17 protein-coding genes are annotated in these 21,660 nt (G+C 43.5%); 8 read left to right on the top strand and 9 right to left on the bottom strand.

What is annotated here, in order from left to right; all coding sequences use genetic code 11:
- The first annotated feature begins 27 nt into the window (after positions 1–27).
- From DYADSP32_RS02025 to DYADSP32_RS02010, 4 genes are all read left to right on the top strand, one after another.
- The gene (locus DYADSP32_RS02025) at positions 28–654 is read left to right on the top strand and encodes a polysaccharide deacetylase family protein (RefSeq protein WP_149244263.1); all 627 of its coding nucleotides are present in this window, start codon (positions 28–30) and stop codon (positions 652–654) included.
- A gap of 49 nt (positions 655–703) precedes the next feature.
- Complete coding sequence (locus DYADSP32_RS02020) at positions 704–1,465, top strand: TatD family hydrolase (RefSeq protein WP_149244264.1); 762 nt, start codon at positions 704–706, stop codon at positions 1,463–1,465.
- A 62-nt stretch (positions 1,466–1,527) separates the two neighbouring features.
- The gene (locus tag DYADSP32_RS02015) at positions 1,528–2,610 is read left to right on the top strand and encodes an asparaginase (RefSeq protein WP_149244265.1); all 1,083 of its coding nucleotides are present in this window, start codon (positions 1,528–1,530) and stop codon (positions 2,608–2,610) included.
- Positions 2,611–2,675: 65 nt separating this feature from the next.
- Positions 2,676–3,761: an alkaline phosphatase family protein gene (locus DYADSP32_RS02010; protein WP_149244266.1), complete on the top strand. Its 1,086-nt coding sequence runs from the start codon at positions 2,676–2,678 to the stop codon at positions 3,759–3,761.
- A 125-nt stretch (positions 3,762–3,886) separates the two neighbouring features.
- Here the strand turns inward: DYADSP32_RS02010 and DYADSP32_RS02005 are convergent, their stop codons facing one another.
- The 9 genes from DYADSP32_RS02005 to mnmE form a co-directional block, all read right to left on the bottom strand.
- Positions 3,887–5,308: an alanine/glycine:cation symporter family protein gene (locus DYADSP32_RS02005; protein ID WP_414618146.1), complete on the bottom strand. Its 1,422-nt coding sequence runs from the start codon at positions 5,306–5,308 to the stop codon at positions 3,887–3,889.
- A gap of 199 nt (positions 5,309–5,507) precedes the next feature.
- Entirely contained in the window at positions 5,508–6,422 is a 915-nt protein-coding gene (locus DYADSP32_RS02000) for a DUF5655 domain-containing protein (protein WP_149244268.1), read from the bottom strand.
- 121 nt (positions 6,423–6,543) lie between these two features.
- Positions 6,544–6,945 (bottom strand): hypothetical protein, encoded by a 402-nt coding sequence (locus DYADSP32_RS01995; protein ID WP_149244269.1) that lies wholly within the window; start codon positions 6,943–6,945, stop codon positions 6,544–6,546.
- Positions 6,946–6,964: 19 nt separating this feature from the next.
- Positions 6,965–9,961: a type I restriction endonuclease subunit R gene (locus DYADSP32_RS01990; protein WP_149244270.1), complete on the bottom strand. Its 2,997-nt coding sequence runs from the start codon at positions 9,959–9,961 to the stop codon at positions 6,965–6,967.
- Between the two features lie 373 nt (positions 9,962–10,334).
- Positions 10,335–10,796, bottom strand: a complete 462-nt coding sequence (gene tnpA / locus DYADSP32_RS01985) for an IS200/IS605 family transposase (RefSeq protein WP_149244271.1) — start codon at positions 10,794–10,796, stop codon at positions 10,335–10,337.
- 1,447 nt (positions 10,797–12,243) lie between these two features.
- A complete protein-coding gene (locus tag DYADSP32_RS01980; protein ID WP_149244272.1) occupies positions 12,244–13,086 on the bottom strand; it encodes a restriction endonuclease subunit S in 843 nt (280 codons plus the stop codon).
- 54 nt (positions 13,087–13,140) lie between these two features.
- Positions 13,141–13,473 carry a restriction endonuclease subunit S gene (locus tag DYADSP32_RS01975; protein ID WP_149244273.1) on the bottom strand — a complete coding sequence of 111 codons (333 nt, stop codon included), beginning with the start codon at positions 13,471–13,473 and terminating at the stop codon, positions 13,141–13,143.
- 177 nt (positions 13,474–13,650) lie between these two features.
- Positions 13,651–15,378, bottom strand: a complete 1,728-nt coding sequence (locus DYADSP32_RS01970) for a class I SAM-dependent DNA methyltransferase (protein ID WP_149244274.1) — start codon at positions 15,376–15,378, stop codon at positions 13,651–13,653.
- A gap of 161 nt (positions 15,379–15,539) precedes the next feature.
- The gene (gene mnmE / locus DYADSP32_RS01965) at positions 15,540–16,907 is read right to left on the bottom strand and encodes a tRNA uridine-5-carboxymethylaminomethyl(34) synthesis GTPase MnmE (protein ID WP_149244275.1); all 1,368 of its coding nucleotides are present in this window, start codon (positions 16,905–16,907) and stop codon (positions 15,540–15,542) included.
- A 193-nt stretch (positions 16,908–17,100) separates the two neighbouring features.
- Here mnmE and DYADSP32_RS01960 point away from each other — a divergent pair, with 193 nt between their 5' ends.
- The 4 genes from DYADSP32_RS01960 (at position 17,101) to trxB (ending at position 21,617) form a co-directional block, all read left to right on the top strand.
- Positions 17,101–17,805, top strand: coding sequence for a hypothetical protein (locus DYADSP32_RS01960; protein ID WP_149244276.1), 705 nt, complete (start codon positions 17,101–17,103; stop codon positions 17,803–17,805).
- A 186-nt stretch (positions 17,806–17,991) separates the two neighbouring features.
- The gene (locus DYADSP32_RS01955; RefSeq protein WP_149245009.1) at positions 17,992–18,573 is read left to right on the top strand and encodes a 7-carboxy-7-deazaguanine synthase QueE; all 582 of its coding nucleotides are present in this window, start codon (positions 17,992–17,994) and stop codon (positions 18,571–18,573) included.
- Complete coding sequence (locus DYADSP32_RS01950; RefSeq protein WP_149244277.1) at positions 18,573–20,468, top strand: OmpA family protein; 1,896 nt, start codon at positions 18,573–18,575, stop codon at positions 20,466–20,468. The genes DYADSP32_RS01955 and DYADSP32_RS01950 overlap by 1 nt, the downstream gene beginning before the upstream one ends.
- A 180-nt stretch (positions 20,469–20,648) precedes the next feature.
- Entirely contained in the window at positions 20,649–21,617 is a 969-nt protein-coding gene (trxB, locus tag DYADSP32_RS01945; protein WP_149245010.1) for a thioredoxin-disulfide reductase, read from the top strand.
- The last annotated feature ends 43 nt before the right edge of the window (positions 21,618–21,660 follow it).

Genomic DNA, 21,660 nt, shown 5'->3' with positions numbered 1-21,660 from the left:
AACATCCACTGCATACCTAAAACCGGAATGTTCCTACACTATTCGCCCTTTTGGCTCAAAGCCGTTTATCCGGGATTTATATGGCACGTAGCCACGCGTGAAAAAACCATTTTTTTAACCTTTGACGACGGGCCAATTCCTGATGTTACAGAATTTGTACTAAACGTACTGAATACTTTCAATGCGAAAGCGACCTTTTTTTGTATTGGCGACAACGTTCGCAGGCATCCGGAAATTTACCATCAAATTCTGAATCAGGGTCACTCCGTTGGAAACCATACCTACAACCATCTGAACGGCTGGAAAAGTGATGACCACACCTACCTGGATAATTTTGAAAAATGCAGTCAGGCTTTGAATGTAGATACCAGTCTGTTCCGTCCTCCTTATGGAAGAATTAAAAAATCCCAATCACGTTTGTTGCCTCCAACACAGCAAATTGTGATGTGGGACGTGCTCAGCGGCGATTTTTCTCCCAAAATAACACCAGAAACATGCCTGAGCAAAACCATCCAATATACCAGGCCCGGATCCATTGTTTTGTTTCATGACAGCATCAAGGCTGCCAATAATATGCAATACGCCCTGCCCCGATTTTTGAAACACTTTCAGGAAAGGGATTATGATTTCAAGGCACTGCCAATGATGAACTAATCCTTCCAAACAACCCGTTTTTTATCATTCGAACCAAGTTGAAAAGAATATGATTGAAACACATGCGCATATTTACAGTGACGACTATATCAATGACCGTACTGAGATGATGGACCGGGCCTGGGCAGCCGGGATTGAACAAATATGGATGCCCAACTGTGACCACACAACGATTGAGGGCATGATGCAACTTCGTGACCAGTACCCGGACCGCTGCCTGCCCATGATCGGTTTACATCCTTGCTACGTAAAGGATGACTTTGAAAACGAATTACAGATCATCGAAAGTTGGCTCAATAAGGACACTTTCATTGCCATCGGAGAAATAGGAATGGACTTGTTTTGGGATAAAACCTTTCGTGCGCAACAGGAAGAAGCTTTTTTGTGTCAATGCGGCCTTGCCCGCAAGCACAATTTATGGATTGATATTCACAGCCGTAACGCTTTCCAGGAGACTATCGCGCTGATTGAACGATTTGGAGATCCTCAGCTACACGGCATTTTTCATTGCTTCACAGGAACTTTGGAAGAAGCAAAACAGGCAATCGAACTCGGATTTAAACTGGGAATTGGCGGTGTAGCCACTTTTAAAAATGGGGGACTTGATCAAGTCATTCCTTTCATAGCACTTGAAGATATCGTTCTGGAAACGGACAGTCCATATCTCGCTCCGGTTCCTTACCGCGGGAAACGGAATGAAGTGGCCTACATAGATCTGGTGGCGCAAAAGGTCGCTGATCTGAGGCATACGTCGAAAGAGCACGTCATCACAGAAACTTCAAAGACAGCAAAAAGTTTATTGTCACGTTAAACATTGCCACTCCCTCACCCGATTAACGGGTGAAAGTAACAAAAATCAGACCTGGTTAACCCATGAAATACAATACCATTCACATCAACCCCATTTCGCCCGAACCTACACAAGGATCCGTTCTCGTGATTTACACGGGTGGTACCCTGGGAATGGTGTATGAAACGAAGGGGAAGCAATTGGTTCCTTTTGACTTTGACCAGATTATCGAGAAAGTACCCGAAATACAGCGACTTAGTTTTGCTATCACATTTCTTTCTCTTCAAAACCCGATAGACTCCTCCAACATCACACCGGAGATCTGGATCGAACTGGGAACCATCATAGAGCGAAACTACACGACCTACGACAGTTTTGTGATACTCCATGGTACGGACACCATGGCTTACACGGCTTCGGCACTCAGCTATTTGCTGGAGGGACTTAATAAACCCGTTATCCTTACCGGAGCCCAGCTGCCTATTGGTGTACCGCGCTCAGATGCGCGTGAAAATTTCATTTCGGCCCTGGAGCTGGCGGCGGCGGTGGCCGATGATGGCACCCCTATCCTATCAGAGGTGTGCATCTATTTCAACTCCCTCCTGCTACGGGGCAATCGTTCCAAGAAGCAGGAAAGTTCGGACTTCAATGCATTTCACTCCGAGAACTATCCCTTCCTGGCCAATGCGGGTGTACGAATTGACTATAATTTCCCTTTTATAAAGCCGTACGATTCCTCCGCCACTTTATCGGTTCAGAAAAAACTGGATAGCCAGGTAGCGTTTTTAAAAATGTTTCCCGGTATCACGCCTAAAACGGTAAAAGCAATATTACAAATAGAAGGCTTAAAGGGAGTTGTCCTCGAGACGTACGGAGCCGGCAATGCCACTACCGAGCCCTGGTTTCTGGAAGCCATCCGTGAAGCCATTGAAAAGAATATCATCGTTTTCAATGTATCGCAATGTGACGGCGGAAGAGTAACCCAGGGGCATTATCAAACCAGCAAATACCTGAAAGAGGTTGGCGTGGTGAGTGGTTCCGATATCACGGCGGAAGCGGCCATCACCAAAATGATGTATGTCTTTGCCAAAGAAAACGATCCGAAAAAATGTGCTGAAATGCTGGGAGCCCCATTGAGAGGTGAGATGAGTGTGGAGTATTCGTAGATATCGCATTCGCCGTAAATTTGCTTAATTCACAATAAATTCCCCTTTAACCTAAATAAGGATCAATGATGAAAAAATTAGTGCTTTTATTCATGCTACAAGGCCTGACTGTGGCCGCCATTTCCCAGGTGAAATCACAGAACGTTGTGGTGGTCACCATGGACGGCTTCCGGTGGCAGGAATTGTTTGGAGGGGCAGATAGCCTGCTGAGCTTTGAGGCTGGTGCCAAATACAATACCAAATATGTTCAGCGGAGGTTTTGGGCTGACTCTGAAATGGAAAGAAGAAAAAAATTGATGCCTTTCTTATGGGGTGAAATTGCCAAAAAGGGGATGTTGCTGGGTAACCGACAAGCTGGGAATTTTGTAAATACAGCCAATATGCACCGGTTTTCATATCCAGGTTACAATGAGATCTTTACCGGCTTCCCCGACTCCACGGTGAATTCCAACGGCAAAATTCCCAACAAAAATGAAAACGTGTTTGAATACCTGAACAAATTTCCAGAATTCAAAGGCAAGACTGCAAGCTTTGGCTCCTGGGATGTTTTTGCTTCGATATTTAACGAAAAACGTAGTGGATTCCTGGTTAATGACGGTTTCAGGGATGTACCGGGCAAGCTTACGGATAAGCAAACCGAACTGAACCGTTTGCAACACGAACTACCCGATCTCTTCCATGGTGGCGAGAGGCTTGACGTAGCCACTTTTCACATGGGGCTGGAATATATGAAAGTCAACCAGCCCAGGCTGATGCACTTTGGCTTAGGAGATACTGATGAATTCGCTCACGCCGGGCAATATGACCTCTATCTGGATGCTGCCAATAAATCCGACGACTGGATCAGACAACTCTGGGCGTATATCCAGTCGACCCCGTTCTACGCCAACAAAACTACCCTGATCATTACCACCGACCACGGACGTGGCCAGGCCAAAGGTGGCGGCTGGAAAGACCATGGCCGTGAGGTTACAGGGGCGGATCAAATCTGGATAGTGGCTGTGGGGCCTTCAATCCCGGCTTCGGGTGAAAGTGCACAAAAAGACCAGTTATTTCAGGGGCAGATCGCTGCGACCATAGCAAAATTGGTTGGTAAGGAATTTAAGACGAATCATCCGGTGTTGCCTGCAATACCCATGCTTAACAAATAGCGGGTCCTAAAAAAACAGGACTACCGCAAAGAACTGTTAGCCGGTTCTTTGCGGTAGCCTTAATAAAAATGGTTTAAAATCACCTCTTTAACAAGGGCTGTTTAATCCAGGACAGCACCATTTCACTACCACTGCTCTGTATTCATTATTCCCAGTTCTTTTGCTTTAAATACGGGATTCTTGCCCTGTTTCTTCTGATCGCCGTAGTCTTTCAGGGCAATTAGTGCAGGTTTTCTCAGTAATAAGATCGCAACAATGTTCAGCCATGCCATCATGCCTACGCCGATATCACCGATTGTCCAGGCAAGGGCTGCTGTTTTGATAGAGCCGTAAAACGTTGCCGACATGATCAACCCGCGTAGTGCCCACAGGAGCCATTTATTTTGCCCCTTTTTTAGCAGGTAACTCAGGTTTGTTTCTGCAATGTAGTAATAGGCCATGATGGTGGTAAATGCAAAAAACAGCAGGGCTATGGAAACAAACCCACTGCCCAGAGAAGGGAATTCTGTATTAATAGCAGCCTGGGTATAATCGGCGCCAACGGCTAATCCTTTTACATTTTCGACTAGAAATCCCCCCTCAGGATTGACCACATTATATTGGCCGGTAAAAAGAATCATCAGCGCCGTAGCCGTGCAGACAAATAACGTATCCACATAAACCGAAAATGCCTGAACCAGCCCCTGCTTTACCGGATGGCTCGCCTCAGCCGCCGCCGCCGCGTGGGGAGCCGTTCCCTGCCCTGCTTCATTGGAATAGATTCCCCGCTTTACCCCCCACGATACGGCCATACCAAAAATTCCCGCAAATGCCGGTTCCACATCAAAAGCAGAGCGGAAGATCAGTCCAAATATCGCGGGTACCTGCCCAACGTTGAGGGCAATCACGATTAACGCCATTAAAATATAGGCACCCGCCATAAAAGGGACGACAATCTCAGCTACTTTTCCAATGCGTTTTACACCGCCAAAAATGATAAGGCCTAACAAAACCGTGACTGCTGCGCCGGTCATTTCCACCGGTATGTCAAATGCAGTTTTAGCGCTGATCGCAATGCTGTTACTCTGTACCCCCGGCAAAAACAAGGCGGTACTCAGGATGGTTGCGATCGCAAACAAGCTTGCATACCATTGAATACCAAGACCTTTTTCAATATAATAGGCAGGGCCTCCCCGGTACTGTCCATCCTTTACCGTTTTATAGATCTGTCCCAGGGTCGCTTCTACAAAAGCAGAAGCAGCTCCTAGAAATGCAATTGCCCACATCCAGAACACAGCACCAGGCCCTCCCATCGCAATGGCCGTCGCCACGCCGGCGATGTTCCCGGTACCTACCCTGCCAGAAATCGCTATGGCAAAAGCCTGGAAGGAAGAAACACCCTTTGCCGATGACTCGCCACCAAATAACAAACGAACCATATCCTTTAAATAACGAACCTGCAAAAACCGCGTTACAATCGAGAAATAGATGCCAGTGGCAAGACAAAGTATAATGAGTGCATTACTCCAGATAATATCATTGACAAAATTTACAATTTGTTCCATAATTGAGTGTAACAGGGTTTAGGTTACTCAGCAAACCTTGCTGAAAGCGTTCAAAGTACTATAAATTTAGCAGAAAGACATGATTACAAAATCTGTATCATCGTCAAAAACCCCGATCATGCCGCAAAGCAGCCGCCCTGCCTGCCTCCGGGAGCGATTTTGAAGGTTCTACAAACCAATTGCCCGTATGAATACTTGGAATTCAGTAAGTCAACCCCTGCTTCACCAAACTCATAATATATTCCAGGTTTGTTGTGTCGCGAATTCTGATCTCATAGTCACCATTTCCCCAATGCCCCACGTTGGAAACGTCCCGGGTCAACAGTTTAGGATCATCCAGCTTTCCGATTTTCAGATTAATCCAGAATTTGAGCTCCGATTTCAAAATCAGTACATCGGCAAATACCTTGCCCTTTTGGGTAAATCCAATGACCATTTTCTGCGGTTTTATTTCAATATCAGCGCCCAGATTGAGTATGGCATTTTTGTATATTTCGTACAACTCCACCGTAGCGTCACTCTTACCAAGTAAATGATCTTCTTCGGAATATGTTTTAATTTCTTTGGCCAGCTTACTGATTTCCGATCCTTCACTCCTTTGCATGGAACCAATACTTGGAGCCGACTTCGACTTCTTTATCTGATGAATCGTAATTACATCATGCTCAAACTGTTTGATTTCCCAAAGCTCGATCCCCAGGTCCTTAAAATTGGTCGACTGCTTCTGAAAATCCGTAAATGACGGCGACACAAACATTATCCGGCTTTGCGACCAGTCTACATCGGTACGTTTGAGACTTGCACCATGTACTTCATTGTATTCCACAATGAAATCGGCGCGGTATTCCAGCATCAGGTTCAGATACGAAACACCCTGATCGACCACACTGTAATTCTGGCTGCGTTTGTATTCAATGATCACAAAGGCATTGCTCTCCGGATCAAAAGCCAGGGTATCAATGCGGCGGCTCTGTATCGAAAACTCTGATTTGACCAGTTTTAAGCTGCTGAGCAGTTCAAGGTTTTGTTCAAAGAGGTTTTGTATTTCACGTTCCAGTTTGAAGGGGATTTCTTTTAAAGTGGAAAGGGATTGTTTGTTGTTTTTGAAGATTTGCATTTATCTTTTTACGCTATTTTAATAGACTCTTTGGAGTATGTATAGACCAAGATTAAGAGACATATTTGTATTATGTAAGTATTTGGATATTGACCACACTGATTTTCTAGGCATGTTGATTTTAATTTAACGACCGACTCTTAGATATTAACTTTAAGTCATAAATTACAATTGGCAGATAAAAAGCCAACATAATAGTTACCGCAAACAAATCATAAATCAATTCCACCTGACCCCTGTTTAAATAAAAGCTATAAAACAAAATTACTAATAGAAAGGCCATACAAAAAATAGCGATCGACTTTATAACCCAATATCCCGGACCCTTATATTTTGCCTCATGAAATGCCGAACCAATAAGCCAATACGAATAAGTGGCAGACAATAGGAAGCCTAAGATACCTCCTACTTTATATGCAACATCTGGTTGTGAGATCAGCGATACTCCGATAAAAATCTGGTAAATGTTAAATAGCAAGGTTATTATAAATACAACTCCAATAATTTTTTTGTATAGTTTCATTTGTTAATAGAGATTAATTTTACCCCCTCAACCCATTATAAACCCGCTTCAACATATACCCTTTTACCAACCCACCAAATTCCTGATCATCCATCATCTTTGAAAAGAGCTCCTGATTTTGTTCCATTCTGCTGATGAGTTTATCCATAAAAACATCTTCAAAACCGTATTTAAAGTTTGCCATAGTATTGTTTTGTGCTTGTTGTCCCAGTTTGGCATCGTTGAGAAGTTCGGCTTCGATCTGATCGAAAAAGAGTTTATCAGCCTCGTTAAATTCCGTATGAAACCGTTTGTTCAATACATCAATGATCTCAGACAAAGCCGCTTTCTCCTCCTTGCTCATTCTGATTCCTGAAACATTTCCTCCGTCCAGACCGTATTCTGGCTGGTCTTCCATCAGAATGTTTACCTGGCTGATATGCTGCAAGCGATAGTATTCCAGTGAAACTTCATCGCCGAGCTGAAATCTGTCTTTGCTGTTTTTCGGAAGTGTTTTGAGCAGGAATTTCCCGTAGGTAAACAGCTTTTCCAGATCAATATCCGAGAAAGGCATGATCTGACTCAGGAAGGAATATAACCTGGTAAATGATTGTAAGGCGTGTTTAAAGTTTTCCTGCGATGCTGTTTCGGCTCCTTCAATTGTCGTTGTTTCGGGTAGCGCTTTGAAGCGATCACAAGCCGGATTGACAAAGGCATATAATTTTTTCTGCTCACTTTCTGACAATTTCTTTCTGGATTTGAAATAGACATTGCAGAAATTATCAACCTCGGTTTGCCAGATTACCTGCGCCTTTTCAAGCTCGTTTTTTAAATCATACAAATGGTTTGGATCAGTTGTGCTATCGACCGTTGTTAGCTCATAATATGGCTGGAACGAAGCCAGAATATCGTCTGTTTCATTAGCAAAATCGAGTACAAAAGTATCCTCCTTTCCGGCAGACATGCGGTTCAGCCTTGACAAAGTTTGTACCGCTTTTACTCCCGAAAGCTTTTTATCGACATACATCGTATGCAGCAAAGGCTGATCAAAACCCGTTTGGTATTTGTCGGCAACCAGCAAAATCTGGTATTCGTCCGTTGCAAACTTTTTGGGCAGCTCACTTTCCTTGAACCCGTTTAACTCCACTTCGGTAACGCCGCCTAGATATTCATCATAAACCACTTTTCCTGAAAAGGCGACGATGGTTTTGATATCGGTATACTTCTGTTCCCTGATATATTTATCAAATTCTTCTTTGTAACGGACTGCGTGAAGCCTCGACCCGGTAACGACCATCGCTTTGGCTTTCCCTCCGATTTTTTTAGAAACAATCTGCCGAAAATGCTCAACGATCACCTCCGTTTTCTGTGAAAGATTATGCGGATGCAGACTTAAAAAACGTGCAATCGCTCTCGCTCCCTGTTTTTTATTAATGTCAGGATCTTCCTCGATCTGTTTGGAAAGCTTGAAATAGGTTTTGTAAGTCGTGTAATTTTTTAAAACATCCAGAATGAAACCTTCCTCTATCGCCTGTTTCATGGAATAAACATGGAACGGACGTGGTTTTCCGTCCGATGAGACGGTTCCAAAAACTTCTATCGTTTTAGGCTTAGGTGTAGCCGTAAATCCAAAGAAACTCAGATTTGTTTGCTTGCCGCGCGCCTGCATGGATTTCCGGATCTCATCTTCCGCATCTTCATCCAAACCGGAATAACTTTCGTCTTTTTCGGCTTGTTCCAAAGTACGGTCCGACAATACTTCTTTCATTTTCTTAGTCGCTTCGCCGCCCTGGGACGAGTGCGCTTCGTCGATGATTACAGCATATTTCCGGTTAGGCATTTCGCCGACTTTATCCAGAATAAAAGGAAATTTCTGTAAGGTGGTGATGATGATGTGTGAGCCGGAACTGATCGCATCCGCAAGCTGCTGCGAATCCTTATCAATTTTCTGAACGACGCCTTCTTTATGATCAAACTGGTAAATGGTATTTTGCAGCTGACTGTCCAGCACTTTCCGGTCGGTGATGACGATGACGGAATCAAAAATGCGCTCGTTCGCTGCGTTGTGCAAACTGGACAGACGATAGGAAAGCCAGGCGATGGAATTAGATTTTCCGGAACCTGCCGAATGCTGGATCAGATAATTTTTTCCTGCACCGGATTCGCGTGCATCCGCTGTCAGCTTCCGCACGACTTCCAATTGGTGAAAACGTGGAAAAATAATGGTTTCCTTAATTTTCCGGATACCGTTCAGTTCGTATTCCTCCGAACTGATATGCATGAATTTTCCGATGATATCCATGAAACTATCTTTCACCCAGACTTTTTCCCACAAGTAGGAAGTCCGGTAACCGTCCGGATTAAGCGGATTTCCGGCTCCGTTGTTATGGCCCAGATTGAAAGGAAGATAACGCGTATTTTTTCCGGCCAGCCTGGTCGTCATATAACATTCGTCGGCGTCTACCGCAAAATGAACCAGACTTCTTTTTTTGAATTGAAAAATCGGTTCGGATGGCTCACGATCATACACATACTGATTTTGTGCATCCTGAATATTTTGCCCGGTAAACTGGTTTTTTAATTCAATCGTGGCAATGGGAAGTCCGTTCAGCGACAAGACCATATCCAGTGAATTCCTCCCCTGCCGCTCGTAGAATAACTGGCGCGTTACGGTAAGCTGTTTGATCTTATATAATTCCTGCGACTGGACATTCAGCGTACTTTCCGGTTTGAAATACGCCATTTTGAATTTTACACCATAATCCGTAAAACCATTCCGTACCACATCCAGCGTTCCCCGCAGATCCAGTTCTTTGAGCAAACGGTTTAAAACTTTCAGCTCCACATCCGCTTTATGAATATTGCTGATTTTCTCCCATTCCTTGGGCTGGGATTCTTGTAAAAAAGCAAAAATATGGGCCGGAAACAACCCAAGTTCTGCATTAAAATCACTGGAATGACCTTTTATAAAACCTCCGTTTTGCAATAGTTCTTGCTCAATGGCGGCTTCAAAGATTTTTTCAGTATGTAAAGACATAAGTTGAGTTAAAGGAGGATGTTACTCGCAATTGACTAATATTTTTTTTACGATACAAATGTCTGGTAAACTTTGTAAATGTCAACATATGTTAACACCTTTGTATCAGCTTGTTATGAATGAAGGTCGACTCCAAGCCATTGAGGCGTATCCCTCTTAGTGCACTTACGGGCTTTTTTTACTTCTCTAAATTCCCAAAAATTTTCGATTAGAAGAATGACCCGTTAGCAAATCTTACGGTATGCAAAACGGGTACTGCTGTGTCAAATAACTGAATTAATATTATTTAATCAAAATTTAGTTACAAAGCGGCATGGCCTGAAATTTAAATGGCTTTAATTACTGGTAACGAGTATCAATGGGATCTTGCAGCTTAATCAATCCATTCAAATAAGTATTCATCCTTGAATTCGATATTAAACTTTGTCAAAAATTCCATGTATTCCTCTTTAAATGTCTTTTTTTGATGGTGACGTTTTTGATCACGAATATAGCATATGACTGCATCCAAATTGGAATGACTATATGAAAATGCTCCATAACCTCCTTGCCATTCAAATTTGGATTTAGAAAATCGTTTTTCGTTAATGAATCCATTTGAGGATTTTTTTACTTCACGAACGAGATCAGACAAGCAGCAAGTCGGTTTCATACCAATCAGAAAATGTATATGATCTGGCATTCCATTGATAGACAGCATTTTTTGGTCCTTATTTCGCACGATACCGCTGATATATTTAAAAAGTTCCTCTTCCCAATGTGATCCAATCAGGCTTTTACGCCCTTTAACAGCAAATACAATTTGAATGTAAATTTGGGTGAATGTTCCAGGCATGATGTATTAATTTAGATGTGTCTTCTCTTGAGACGGGCATTACTTTGAAAAGTAATTCCTGTTATAGCAATCCCGGAGGGATTTAATGTTTATAGAAATTAATACCGGTATTGAAGAAATGCGACCCCGAATGGGCTCGTACAATCTATCCAAATGCGCCTTTTTCTATAAACATGGGAACCCGTTGGGTTCGTTTGCGCTCGGTGAGAATCCCGAAGGGATTAAAGGTTTATAGAAATTAATGCCGGTATAGATGAAATGCGACCCCGAATGGGGTCTTACAATCTACCCTAATGCGTCTTTTCTATAAACATGGGAACCCGTTGGGTTCGTTTGCAATCGGTGAGAATCCCGGAGGGATTAAATGTGTATAGAAATTAATGCCGGTATAGATGAATGCGACCCCGAATGGGGTCGCACAATCTACCTCTTTGCGTCTTTTCTATAAACATGGGAACCCGTTGGGTGCGTTTGCGCTCGGTGAGAATCCCGAAGGGATTAAAGGTTTATAGAAACTAATGCCGGTATAGATGAATGCGACCCCGAATGGGGTCGCACAATCTATCCTAATCCGTCTTTCCTATAAACATGGGAACCCGTTGGGTGCGTTTGCAATCGTTGAGAATCCCGAAGGGATTAAATGTGTATAGAAATTAATGCCGGTATAGATGAATGCGACCCCGAATGGGGTCGCACAATCTACCTCTTTGCGTCTTTTCTATAAACATGGGAACCCGTTGGGTTCGTTTGCGCTCGGTGAGAATCCCGAAGGGATTAAAGGTTTATAGAAACTAATGCCGGTATAGATGGATGCGACCCCGAATGGGGTCGCATCCATCTACCTCTTTGCGTCTTTTCTATAAACATGGGAACCCGTTGGGTTCGTTTGCGCTCGGTGAGAATCCCGAAGGGATTAAAGGTTTATAGAAATTAATGCCGGTATAGATGAAATGCGACCCCGAATGGGGTCTTACAATCTACCCTAATGCGTCTTTTCTATAAACATGGGAACCCGTTGGGTTCGTTTGCAATCGTTGAGAATCCCAAAGGGATTAAATGTTTATAGAAATCCATCCGCCATTAAGGAAAATGCGACCCCATCGGGGTCGTACTTTCTTTCATCCAAACCTTTTCTATAAACATGGGAACCCGTTGGGTTCGTTTGCGCTCGGTGAGAATCCCGAAGGGATTAAAGGTTTATAGAAACTAATGCCGGTATAGATGAATGCGACCCCGAATGGGGTCGCACAATCTATCCTAATCCGTCTTTTCTATAAACATGGGAACCCGTTGGGTTCGTTTGCGCTCGGTGAAAATCCCGAAGGGATTAAAGGTTTATAGAAACTAATGCCGGTATAGATGAATACGACCCCGAATGGGGTCGCACAATCTATCCTAATGCGTCTTTTCTATAAACATGGGAACCTGTTAGGTTCGTTTTCAATCGTCAAACCACCTTCACCTTCCCCGTAACCACTTCGCTGATTAAGGCTGTTTTGTATTCTTTTAGAAGGGTGATTTCTTGCTCACTTTTGGAAATTAAATCATCCACTCGTTTATGCTCAATTTCGATATGCGAAACAATTTCATCCTGTTCTTCAATATTCGGTAATACAAGGAAAGAATTTCCAAGCTCCTCAGCATTCAAATGTGGCTGTGCAGCTCTTAACCTTTCTAAGAACAATTGATTATCTAATAGATAGGTACTCAAAAGGCAAAAGGCAACAAATTTAGGATTTACCGTCAATGCTCTTAATACCATATCGTAACCTGTAATAGCTCCCTCGAACTCATAAGGAATAATTGCGCTGTCACCAGTATAAGCACCACTTCTTACCACAATTATATCATTCTCTTTTAAAACGGGATCTCTATTCCAAGGGATATCGTCTGGATCTACAAATACAAGATTTTCCTTTGATATCTTCCCCCTAAAAACATTTGTAGCTCTTATAATTGGAAGGCCATCATCTTTTTGTTTTGGTGGCTGACCAAGACCATATTTGATCAGCGAAACATATTTTAACTTGGACATTTCCCAATGCGCCGGAATCTCCCCCAACCATTCCACGCCACTATCCTTCATCTCCACATTCAAATCAAGTCCTTTGGTAACGGCCTGGTTAATGATGGCGGTGCGTTCTTCTTTGAGCAGCTCTATCAGCTTTTCTTTTTTGGTGATGAGAGTGTCGAGTTCGGATGTCTTTTTGTCGAGATAATTGGCGATCAAACTTTGCTCATCACTAGGGGGATAGCAAAAATTTATATCATTCAGCGTAGTTTGAGTCATGCTTGGAACAGCCGAACCATATTTATATAAATCAAAATTTATCGTTAGGCATAATTAATAAAAAAATCTTGGTGAGACACCAGTTCTAATTTTAGTATAATATGCGGTATCCACTGACCAGAATGGGGTCTCTGAGAATTGCGGTTTATCAATAGTCCCCTTCCTACCCAATAATACAGACGGACCTTCATATAAATACTTGTTGGACATTCCGAAAATACCACCAGTACCATAAATGGGGTAAATACCATTATCATCTAATACTTCTTTTTGATCTTGCCCGTTACAAATCTTTGCAAAGTATTTTAATCGCTTTATGGCCCACTGCTTCGGAATTACTGTTAATTCTGAAATTCCCGAATCCTTATATTTTTCGTACCTCTCCATTAATATTTTTCATTTGCTTCTAATGACCTCAAAGAGGTCCAATGTTTATAGAAAATTTCATATCGAAAATGTACGACCCGGTCAGGTAGGACCCCGGCGGGGTCCCATTCCTGTGTTACAGCCCTTTGCTATAAATATTTGAATCCGTCGGATTCATTAACTGGTTTTGCATCTTTTCTATTCAATTACCTCTTTAATCAGTCCCATCGTTTCTGTTTCAAGCGCGAAAATATCGGCGCGGATATCGGCCAGGGAACGGAGGGGTTTGTATTGGTAAAAATATTTGGTGAAGTTAATCTCGTAACCCACTTTGGTTTTGGTTTCGTCTACGTAGGCATCCGGTACGTGCGGCAAAACTTCGCGTTTCATGTAGGTCTGGATGTCTTCTTTTAACGGAATATTTTCAGTATCGCGCAAACTGCTGTCGGCTTTTGGTTTGCCGTTTTTGTCCAGTTTGGGTTTGCCGTTTTTATCGCGCTCCGGTCTTTCCACGGTTACTTTGGCATAACCAAAATCGGTATTGTCAAATATCTTGCAATAATCGCTGGTTGTAAATTCTCCGTACAGTTTGGTAATATCCTTGATATGGTCGGGAGATAATTCATTCCGTTTGTCACCCAGGGATTTGCTCATTTTTTTGAAGAAATCAACCGCATTAATCAGCTGCACTTTTCCCTTTCTGTAATCGGGTTTGTGATTGGAAATGATCCAGATGTAGGTGCTGATACCGGTGTTGTAAAAAAGCTGGTTGGGCAAAGCTACCACGGCTTCGAGCATATCATTTTCAATGATCCACTGGCGGATACTGCTTTCATTTTTGGTCGTACTCGGGCTTCCGGAAAAAAGCGGAGAACCATTAAACACAATCGCCAAACGGGAACCGCCCTCACTAACCGGCTTCATTTTGGACATCAAATGCATCAGAAACAAAAACGATCCGTCGGAAACAGAAGGCAGTCCAGCACCAAAACGTCCGCCATGACCTTTGCTTTCATGTTCCGCTTTCACCGATTTTTCAATCTTCTGCCATTTCACCCCAAAAGGTGGGTTGGTGATCAGGTAATCAAAATGCTCACCGGGCAACTTATCTTCCGAAATACTGTTTCCTTTTTTGATATTGGCAGCGCTTTGTCCCTTAATGATCATATCCGATTTACAGATTGCATAAGATTCCGGGTTTAGTTCCTGTCCAAAAACTTCCAGCCGCGCATCCGGATTCAGCTCATTCAGATATTCCTCGGCCACGCTCAACATACCGCCCGTTCCCGCACAACAATCGTAGATCGTTTTTACAATTCCCTTTTTGGTCAGGATTTCCCGGTCGTTCAGGAAAAGCAGGTCAATCATCAACCGGATTACTTCTCGTGGTGTAAAGTGCTCTCCGGCCGTTTCATTACTGATCTCTGCAAATTTGCGGATCAGTTCTTCAAAAAGATAACCCATTTCCATGCTGCTTACCTTGTCGGGGTGCAAGTCTACTTCCTGGAAACGTTTCACGATCATGAACAACAGGTTATTGTCGTCCATTTTAGTGATCTGGTTATCAAACTCAAACTGCTCAATAATTTCACGCGCATCTTCGGAGAAACCGTTGATGTAATTCCGGAGATTGGCCGCAATGTTTTCAGGATCGGCAATCAGCTTGTCAAATGTATAGGGACTTCTGTTATGGAATTTATAACCCGATACTTTATTGAGCAACGGATCAACATTTTGCACATTCATCGTTTTGACCTGCTCGTATTTTGTCAAAACTTCTGCTTTGGATTTTTCAAGCACACAGTCCAGACGGCGTAGTACGGTCAGGGGTAATACCACTTTTCCGTAGTCACTTTGTTTGTAATCGCCTCTCAGTAAATCCGCTATGGACCAGATAAAATTTGCAGTCTCTTTAAAATTCTTCATTCGTTTGGGTTCGTAATTCCGTATTGATTTTACGTAGTGGCAAGTAAGGAAATTTTGAGGGGATTCGTCCTGATTTTGGGAGTTTCGTTATTAACGCCGGCTCTATTATGTGCGATAGGTAATTTCTTAAAGTGACAGGCTGTCACTTTAAGAATCGGTTGTTATTTCCCGATACAAAACTTACTAAAAATATTATCCAGCAGATCATCCGTCACAATCGTCCCGGTAATTTCACCCAGGTGATGCAGCGACAACCGGATATCCTGAGCAAGGAAATCCCCCGTAATTCCGGTATCCAAACCATTAATCACCTCATTCAAAGCATCCTGGGTTTTCAATAAATGCTCGTAGTGGCGAAGATTGGTCACAACCGTATCCGTAGCAGATTGGCCATAAACACGATTCACCAAAACTTCCGTTAGCATCGACAAGCCTTCCTGGGTTTGGGCAGAAATTCCTATGATTTCCGTGTTTTCGGTTTTTAGTTTATTGAAAATCTCGGGTTCAATATCAATTTTATTAAAAACCCAAAGCAGATTTTTGCCAGACGCTAATTCGGCGGCAACCTGCTTATTTTCCAAAAATGTTTGTTCACTATCAAACAGAAAAATAACAATATCAGCCTTCTCCATCGCACCTCTCGACCGCTCAATACCAATGGATTCCACCAGGTCAGCTGTTTCGCGAATTCCTGCTGTATCGATAAACCGGAATTTCAGGCCTTCCAGCACAATGGTATCTTCAATCACGTCACGGGTAGTTCCGGCGACGCTGGTTACGATTGCTTTTTCTTCATTCAAAAGTGCGTTCAACAAAGTTGATTTTCCAACATTTGGTGAGCCTATGATCGCCACCGGAACGCCTTCTTTCAAAGCATTTCCGTAATCAAAGGAATCGATCAACGGAGCAATCGTTTGCTGCAACGACGCGATCAATGTTCGCAAATCGTCCCTTCCGGCAAATTCTACGTCTTCCTCGCCGAAATCCAATTCCAGTTCAATCAGTGAGGCAAAATGGATGAGCTCGGTTCTTAACCCGGAAAGTTTTTTAGAAAAACCGCCCCGAAGCTGGTTCAAAGCTGTTTTGTGACTCGCTTCCGAATCAGCAGCGATCAGATCGGCCACGGCCTCAGCCTGCACCAGGTCAAACTGTCCATTTAAAAAGGCGCGCTGGGTGAACTCGCCCGGTTTTGCTATACGAGCGCCGTTTTTTACCAACAGTTTCAATATCTGCCGGATGATATAGTCCGAGCCATGGCAGGATATTTCCACAGAATCCTCTTTAGTGAACGATCTGGGTGTTTTAAAAACGCTCACAAGTACTTCATCGATGATCCGGTCACCTTCATGTATGGTACCAAAATGTACCGTGTGTGATGCAGCCTGTTCCAGATTCCTGCCTTTAAAACTGGCATTTACAATGGCAATGGCGTGTAATCCGGATACGCGGATAACGGCAATGGCGCCTACACCTGAGGGAGTTGCCAGGGCACAAATCGCTTCCTGCTGATGGATGGGGGTATTATTCATGCTGCAAATATCGTATTCTATCTATTATACTCAGGAAAATAAATGCCTTTCTCGTATTTCAATCTTTCAAAAACGCACTAAGTGTACTGAAAGCACAGCACCTAAAAAATTGTCACCAGTTGAGTTTAGTAATTTTCCATTCAAATTGCTGTATTTTTAGGTCGATATTTATAGTACTTTACAATTAACAAGCATGAGAACCTGTATTGTTTTTCTGATTTATTTGGTGCTTGGTGGCCCTTTGTGTGCTCAGGTACCAAAAAGCAGCTATCATGTGCCTAATAACAGCGATGTTACCAAAACGATTTCTTTTGGCGACAGGTATTTATTTGAAACTTTCAGAAAGGGAATTGTTTACCTCAGGACCGGGGGCAGAGCAGAGTCACTGCTTAATTACAGTTTTTTCCATGGTGAAATACAATTTATTGATGCAAAAAAAGACACATTGCTCCTGGCGGATGGTCAGTTGGTCAGCCGCATTGTAATCGACGATATGGTATTCTTTGCCGTGCCCGAACATGGACATATACAGCAGATTGCTGTTTTTGATAAAATACGACTGGGAAGAAAGCAGAAACTATTCATAGCCGACACACAACACCAAGGTGCCTTCGGTGGATATTCCTCCACCTCATCCATCTCCACTTACTCTACTTACACCGATGCACGAGGACACATGCAGCGATTAAATCCGGGTTCCAATGTGATTATGCGTAAGGGAATTACATACTTTTGGATTGATCAGAACCAACGGTTCTATCCCGCTAATAAAGCTAATCTGCTAAAAATATTTCCCAAAAAAAGGAGAGAAATTAACGAGTATTTCCACGCAAATAAAGTCAATTTTTTAAATGAGACGGAGGTAATCAAACTGCTTGAATTTTGCCAGGATTTTTAAATGGCAAATCAAATCACCTACCCTGCCTGGCCACTTTTAACTTTTTAACCTTTCAACATTCAAATTATTTCCCGTTTTTTTTTTGTTACAAGCTATCTTTGTGTGATTGTTTTTAATTAACATTTATTTAGCCTGTCCATTTTGCTTACCGAAACACAACCCATTATCACAACCCAACTTCCACTCATGGAGGCCTTTTACACCCTGCAGGGGGAAGGCCAGCACAGTGGTAAAGCCGCCTATTTTATCCGCCTGGGCGGATGTGACGTGGGTTGTCACTGGTGTGATGTGAAGGAATCGTGGGATGCAGCACTTCACCCCAAAAGGACCATTGAGAACATCGTTGAAGGTGCAGTGCAATTCCCTGGCAGACTCGCCGTAATTACTGGGGGAGAGCCCCTGATGTATAATCTGGATGAACTGACAAGACAACTACAGGAGGCCGGATTTCAAACCAACATCGAAACCTCGGGCGTATATCCCTTTACAGGACATTGGGACTGGGTATGTTTTTCTCCCAAAAAATTCAAGACACCTCATCCGGATATTTACCGAAACGCCAACGAGCTGAAAGCGATCATTTATAACAAAAGTGACTTTGCGTTTGCAGAAGAGCACGCTGGGCTCGTTAAGCCCGATTGCACTCTGTTGTTGCAACCCGAATGGAGTAAACAGGAGCAGATGGTTCCTTTGATAATTGACTATATCAAAGACAATCCAAAATGGAAAATGTCGTTACAAACACACAAGTACATGAATATTCCATAATGCGCCGCAATTTCCTTGTCCTTCTGTTAGCAATATTTGTTCACCACAGCTTTGCTCAGGAAGTGCCTATGTCTCGCAAAGCGAAAGACCTGTTGGACAAGGCGCAAAAAGCGTGGCAGGCACGACAACTCAAAGAAGCGCTCAATCTTTATGAAAGTGTAGCCGCCGCCGAACCTCGAAACGGTGAGGCCCATCTCAGACTGGCTCAAATCTTTGATCTTCAGAAAAACAGCCCTCTCACAAAAAAGCATTACGCCATCCTGGTCGCACTAAGGCCCAACGAAGCGCAGTCTGCTATTGCTTATCAGTGGCTCGGCAAATATCATTTTCAGGCGGAACGATACGACTCCGCCCTCGTTTATTTCGAGCATGCGCATCGGCTTTTTGCCCCCAAATCCAGTCTCGCCAAGCTTTCCGAAAAAAGCATCGCATCTTCCCGGTTTGCTCAAAAGGCTATTCTAAGTCCCCTGCATGTAAAAAAACACTCCATGGGCGACACAATCAATTTTCTGAACGCCCAATTTTTTCCGGTACTTACGGCAGATGAAGAAACGCTGATTTTTTCAGGGATGACTCCCGAGCGGGAAGAAAACATTTACTCCACCCGCCGAATCAAAGGGGGCTGGGACGTGCCTGAACCGATTTCCAAAACGATCAACACACCCAACAATGAAGGAACCTGCACGATATCGGCCGATGGACGGACGCTGGTTTTCACAGCTTGCAACCGCTCGGATGGCTTTGGCGGATGCGACCTTTACATCAGTCATAAAGATGGTAACGACTGGGGTACGCCTCAGAATCTCGGAAATGTGATCAATACGCGCGACAGAGAGACCCAACCCTCGTTATCAGCGGATGGTCATACTTTATATTTTTCATCCGACCGGCGTGGTGGTGTGGGTAAGGACGACATTTGGGTAACGTATCTGGATGCGAAGGGCAACTGGAATGAGCCGAAAAATATGGGAAGTGTAATCAATACACCCGATGAAGAAATAGCGCCGTTTATCCATGCCAATGGACACACCCTTTTTTATTCCTCCAACGGACTCCCCGGTATGGGTGGGTTTGATATTTTCATGACCAAACGACTGGACACGACCTGGTCCCAACCCGAAAACATTGGCTATCCCATCAACACGGTGGCCGAACAGGTTGGGTTGTTTATCAGCTCCAATAGTAAAAACGCCTATTATACCGACGACAATACCGATAAAGCCCAGGGGCGGTCGTTGTTATACACTTTTGCTTTGCCCGAAAGTCTTCAGAAAAAGATCACACCTACCCGCTATGCCAAAGGAAAGGTTTTTGACAAAAAAACGGAAAAACCGCTGGCCTCTATCATAGAACTTTATGATCTGAAGAGCCAGAAAAAGGTTGCCGAATATACTTCTGATGCCACAAGCGGGGCTTTTCTCGCTGTTTTGAATCAGGATAATGCGTATGCATTCTACGTTTCCAAATCGGGTTACCTGTTTAAAAGCCTCACCTTTTCCACGACCGATTCCATGACATCGGTAAGCTTAAATATCCCCTTGGAAGCGGTGGAAAAGGATCATACCGAAACGTTGAATAACATCTTCTTCAACTCCGGAGAATACAGCCTGGATGAAAAATCAAAAGTTGAATTAAATCGTATGGTTGATTTTCTGAATAAAAACCGTGAGTTAAAAATAGAGATTTCAGGACATACGGATGATGTCGGCGCCGATCAGGCCAATCAGGAGCTTTCGAAAAAAAGGGCGGCGTCCGTTTTGGAATATTTACAGAAATCCGGCATTTCGCAGGAGAGGCTAACTTCAAAAGGATATGGCAAAACAAAGCCCCTTGTACCAAATAATTCCGAAACGAATCGGCAGCTAAACCGAAGAATCGAATGGCGGGTATTGTGAACGATTTGCATTCCCCCGGCAAAATTTGCACTTTTGTAAGCCCTGCGATGTTAGAAAGTCAGGCGAGTGGATTGAATTGCACTGAATAACGATTTGATGATTACCACAGCAACAAGGCAGTTTATTAAATTTTCTAGATGAAATAACCCTGGTTTAAAATATCTTTTGCAAGAAATAATGATGATACCTGAAAAAATAGATTGCCTGATTATCGGATCAGGACCTGCGGGATACACGGCCGCGATATATGCTTCAAGAGCTGGACTGAATCCGGTTTTATACCAGGGTGCACAGCCTGGCGGTCAATTGACCATCACCACCGAAGTGGATAATTATCCGGGCTATCCGGATGGCATATCAGGGCCTGAAATGATGATCAATTTCGAGAAACAAGCCAAGCGCTTTGGAACGGACATAAGATATGGCATGGCCACTGCGGTGGATTTTACGGGCTACCCCCACAAAGTTACGATCGATGGAAAGAAAGAAATTCTTGCCGACTCTGTAATCATATCCACAGGTGCTTCGGCCAAGTGGCTTGGTATTGACGGTGAAGAAAGATTGAACGGGCGTGGCGTGTCGGCTTGTGCGGTTTGTGACGGATTCTTTTTCCGTGGCCAGGATGTGGTTGTGGTAGGTGCAGGTGACACAGCAGCGGAAGAAGCCAGCTACCTGGCCAAGCTTTGCCGCAAAGTATATTTGCTGGTACGTCGTGATGAGATGCGTGCCTCGAAAATCATGCAGAAACGTGTGGAAATGTTACCCAATATAGAAATTCTCTGGAATACCGAAACCGTTCAGCTAAATGGCGAAGAGGGCCTGGAGAGTGTAGTGGTAAAAAATAATAAAACAGGCGAAGAAACGGTACTGGATGCTACGGGATTTTTTGTAGCGATTGGCCATAAACCGAACACCGATATATTCAAAGGCTACATTGATATGGATGAAACAGGCTATATCAAAACCATCAAAGGAACCTCACACACCAACATTAAGGGTGTTTTTGCCTGTGGAGATGCGCAGGACAATGTGTATCGCCAGGCAGTAACAGCGGCAGGTACCGGCTGTATGGCCGCGCTGGATGCCGAGCGCTTTTTAATGGAACATGAAGTAGAGGCTATCGAGGAAGAAATCACGCATAGCCACTAAGACAACTTGTTTTTTAAAGTCATCAATCAGGCTACCCGACACC

This window comes from Dyadobacter sp. 32, from assembly GCF_902506755.1.
Classification (GTDB): Bacteria; Bacteroidota; Bacteroidia; order Cytophagales; family Spirosomataceae; genus Dyadobacter.
The sequence above is the reverse complement of the archived record's forward strand: the minus strand, read 5'-3'. Positions and strand labels throughout refer to the sequence as shown.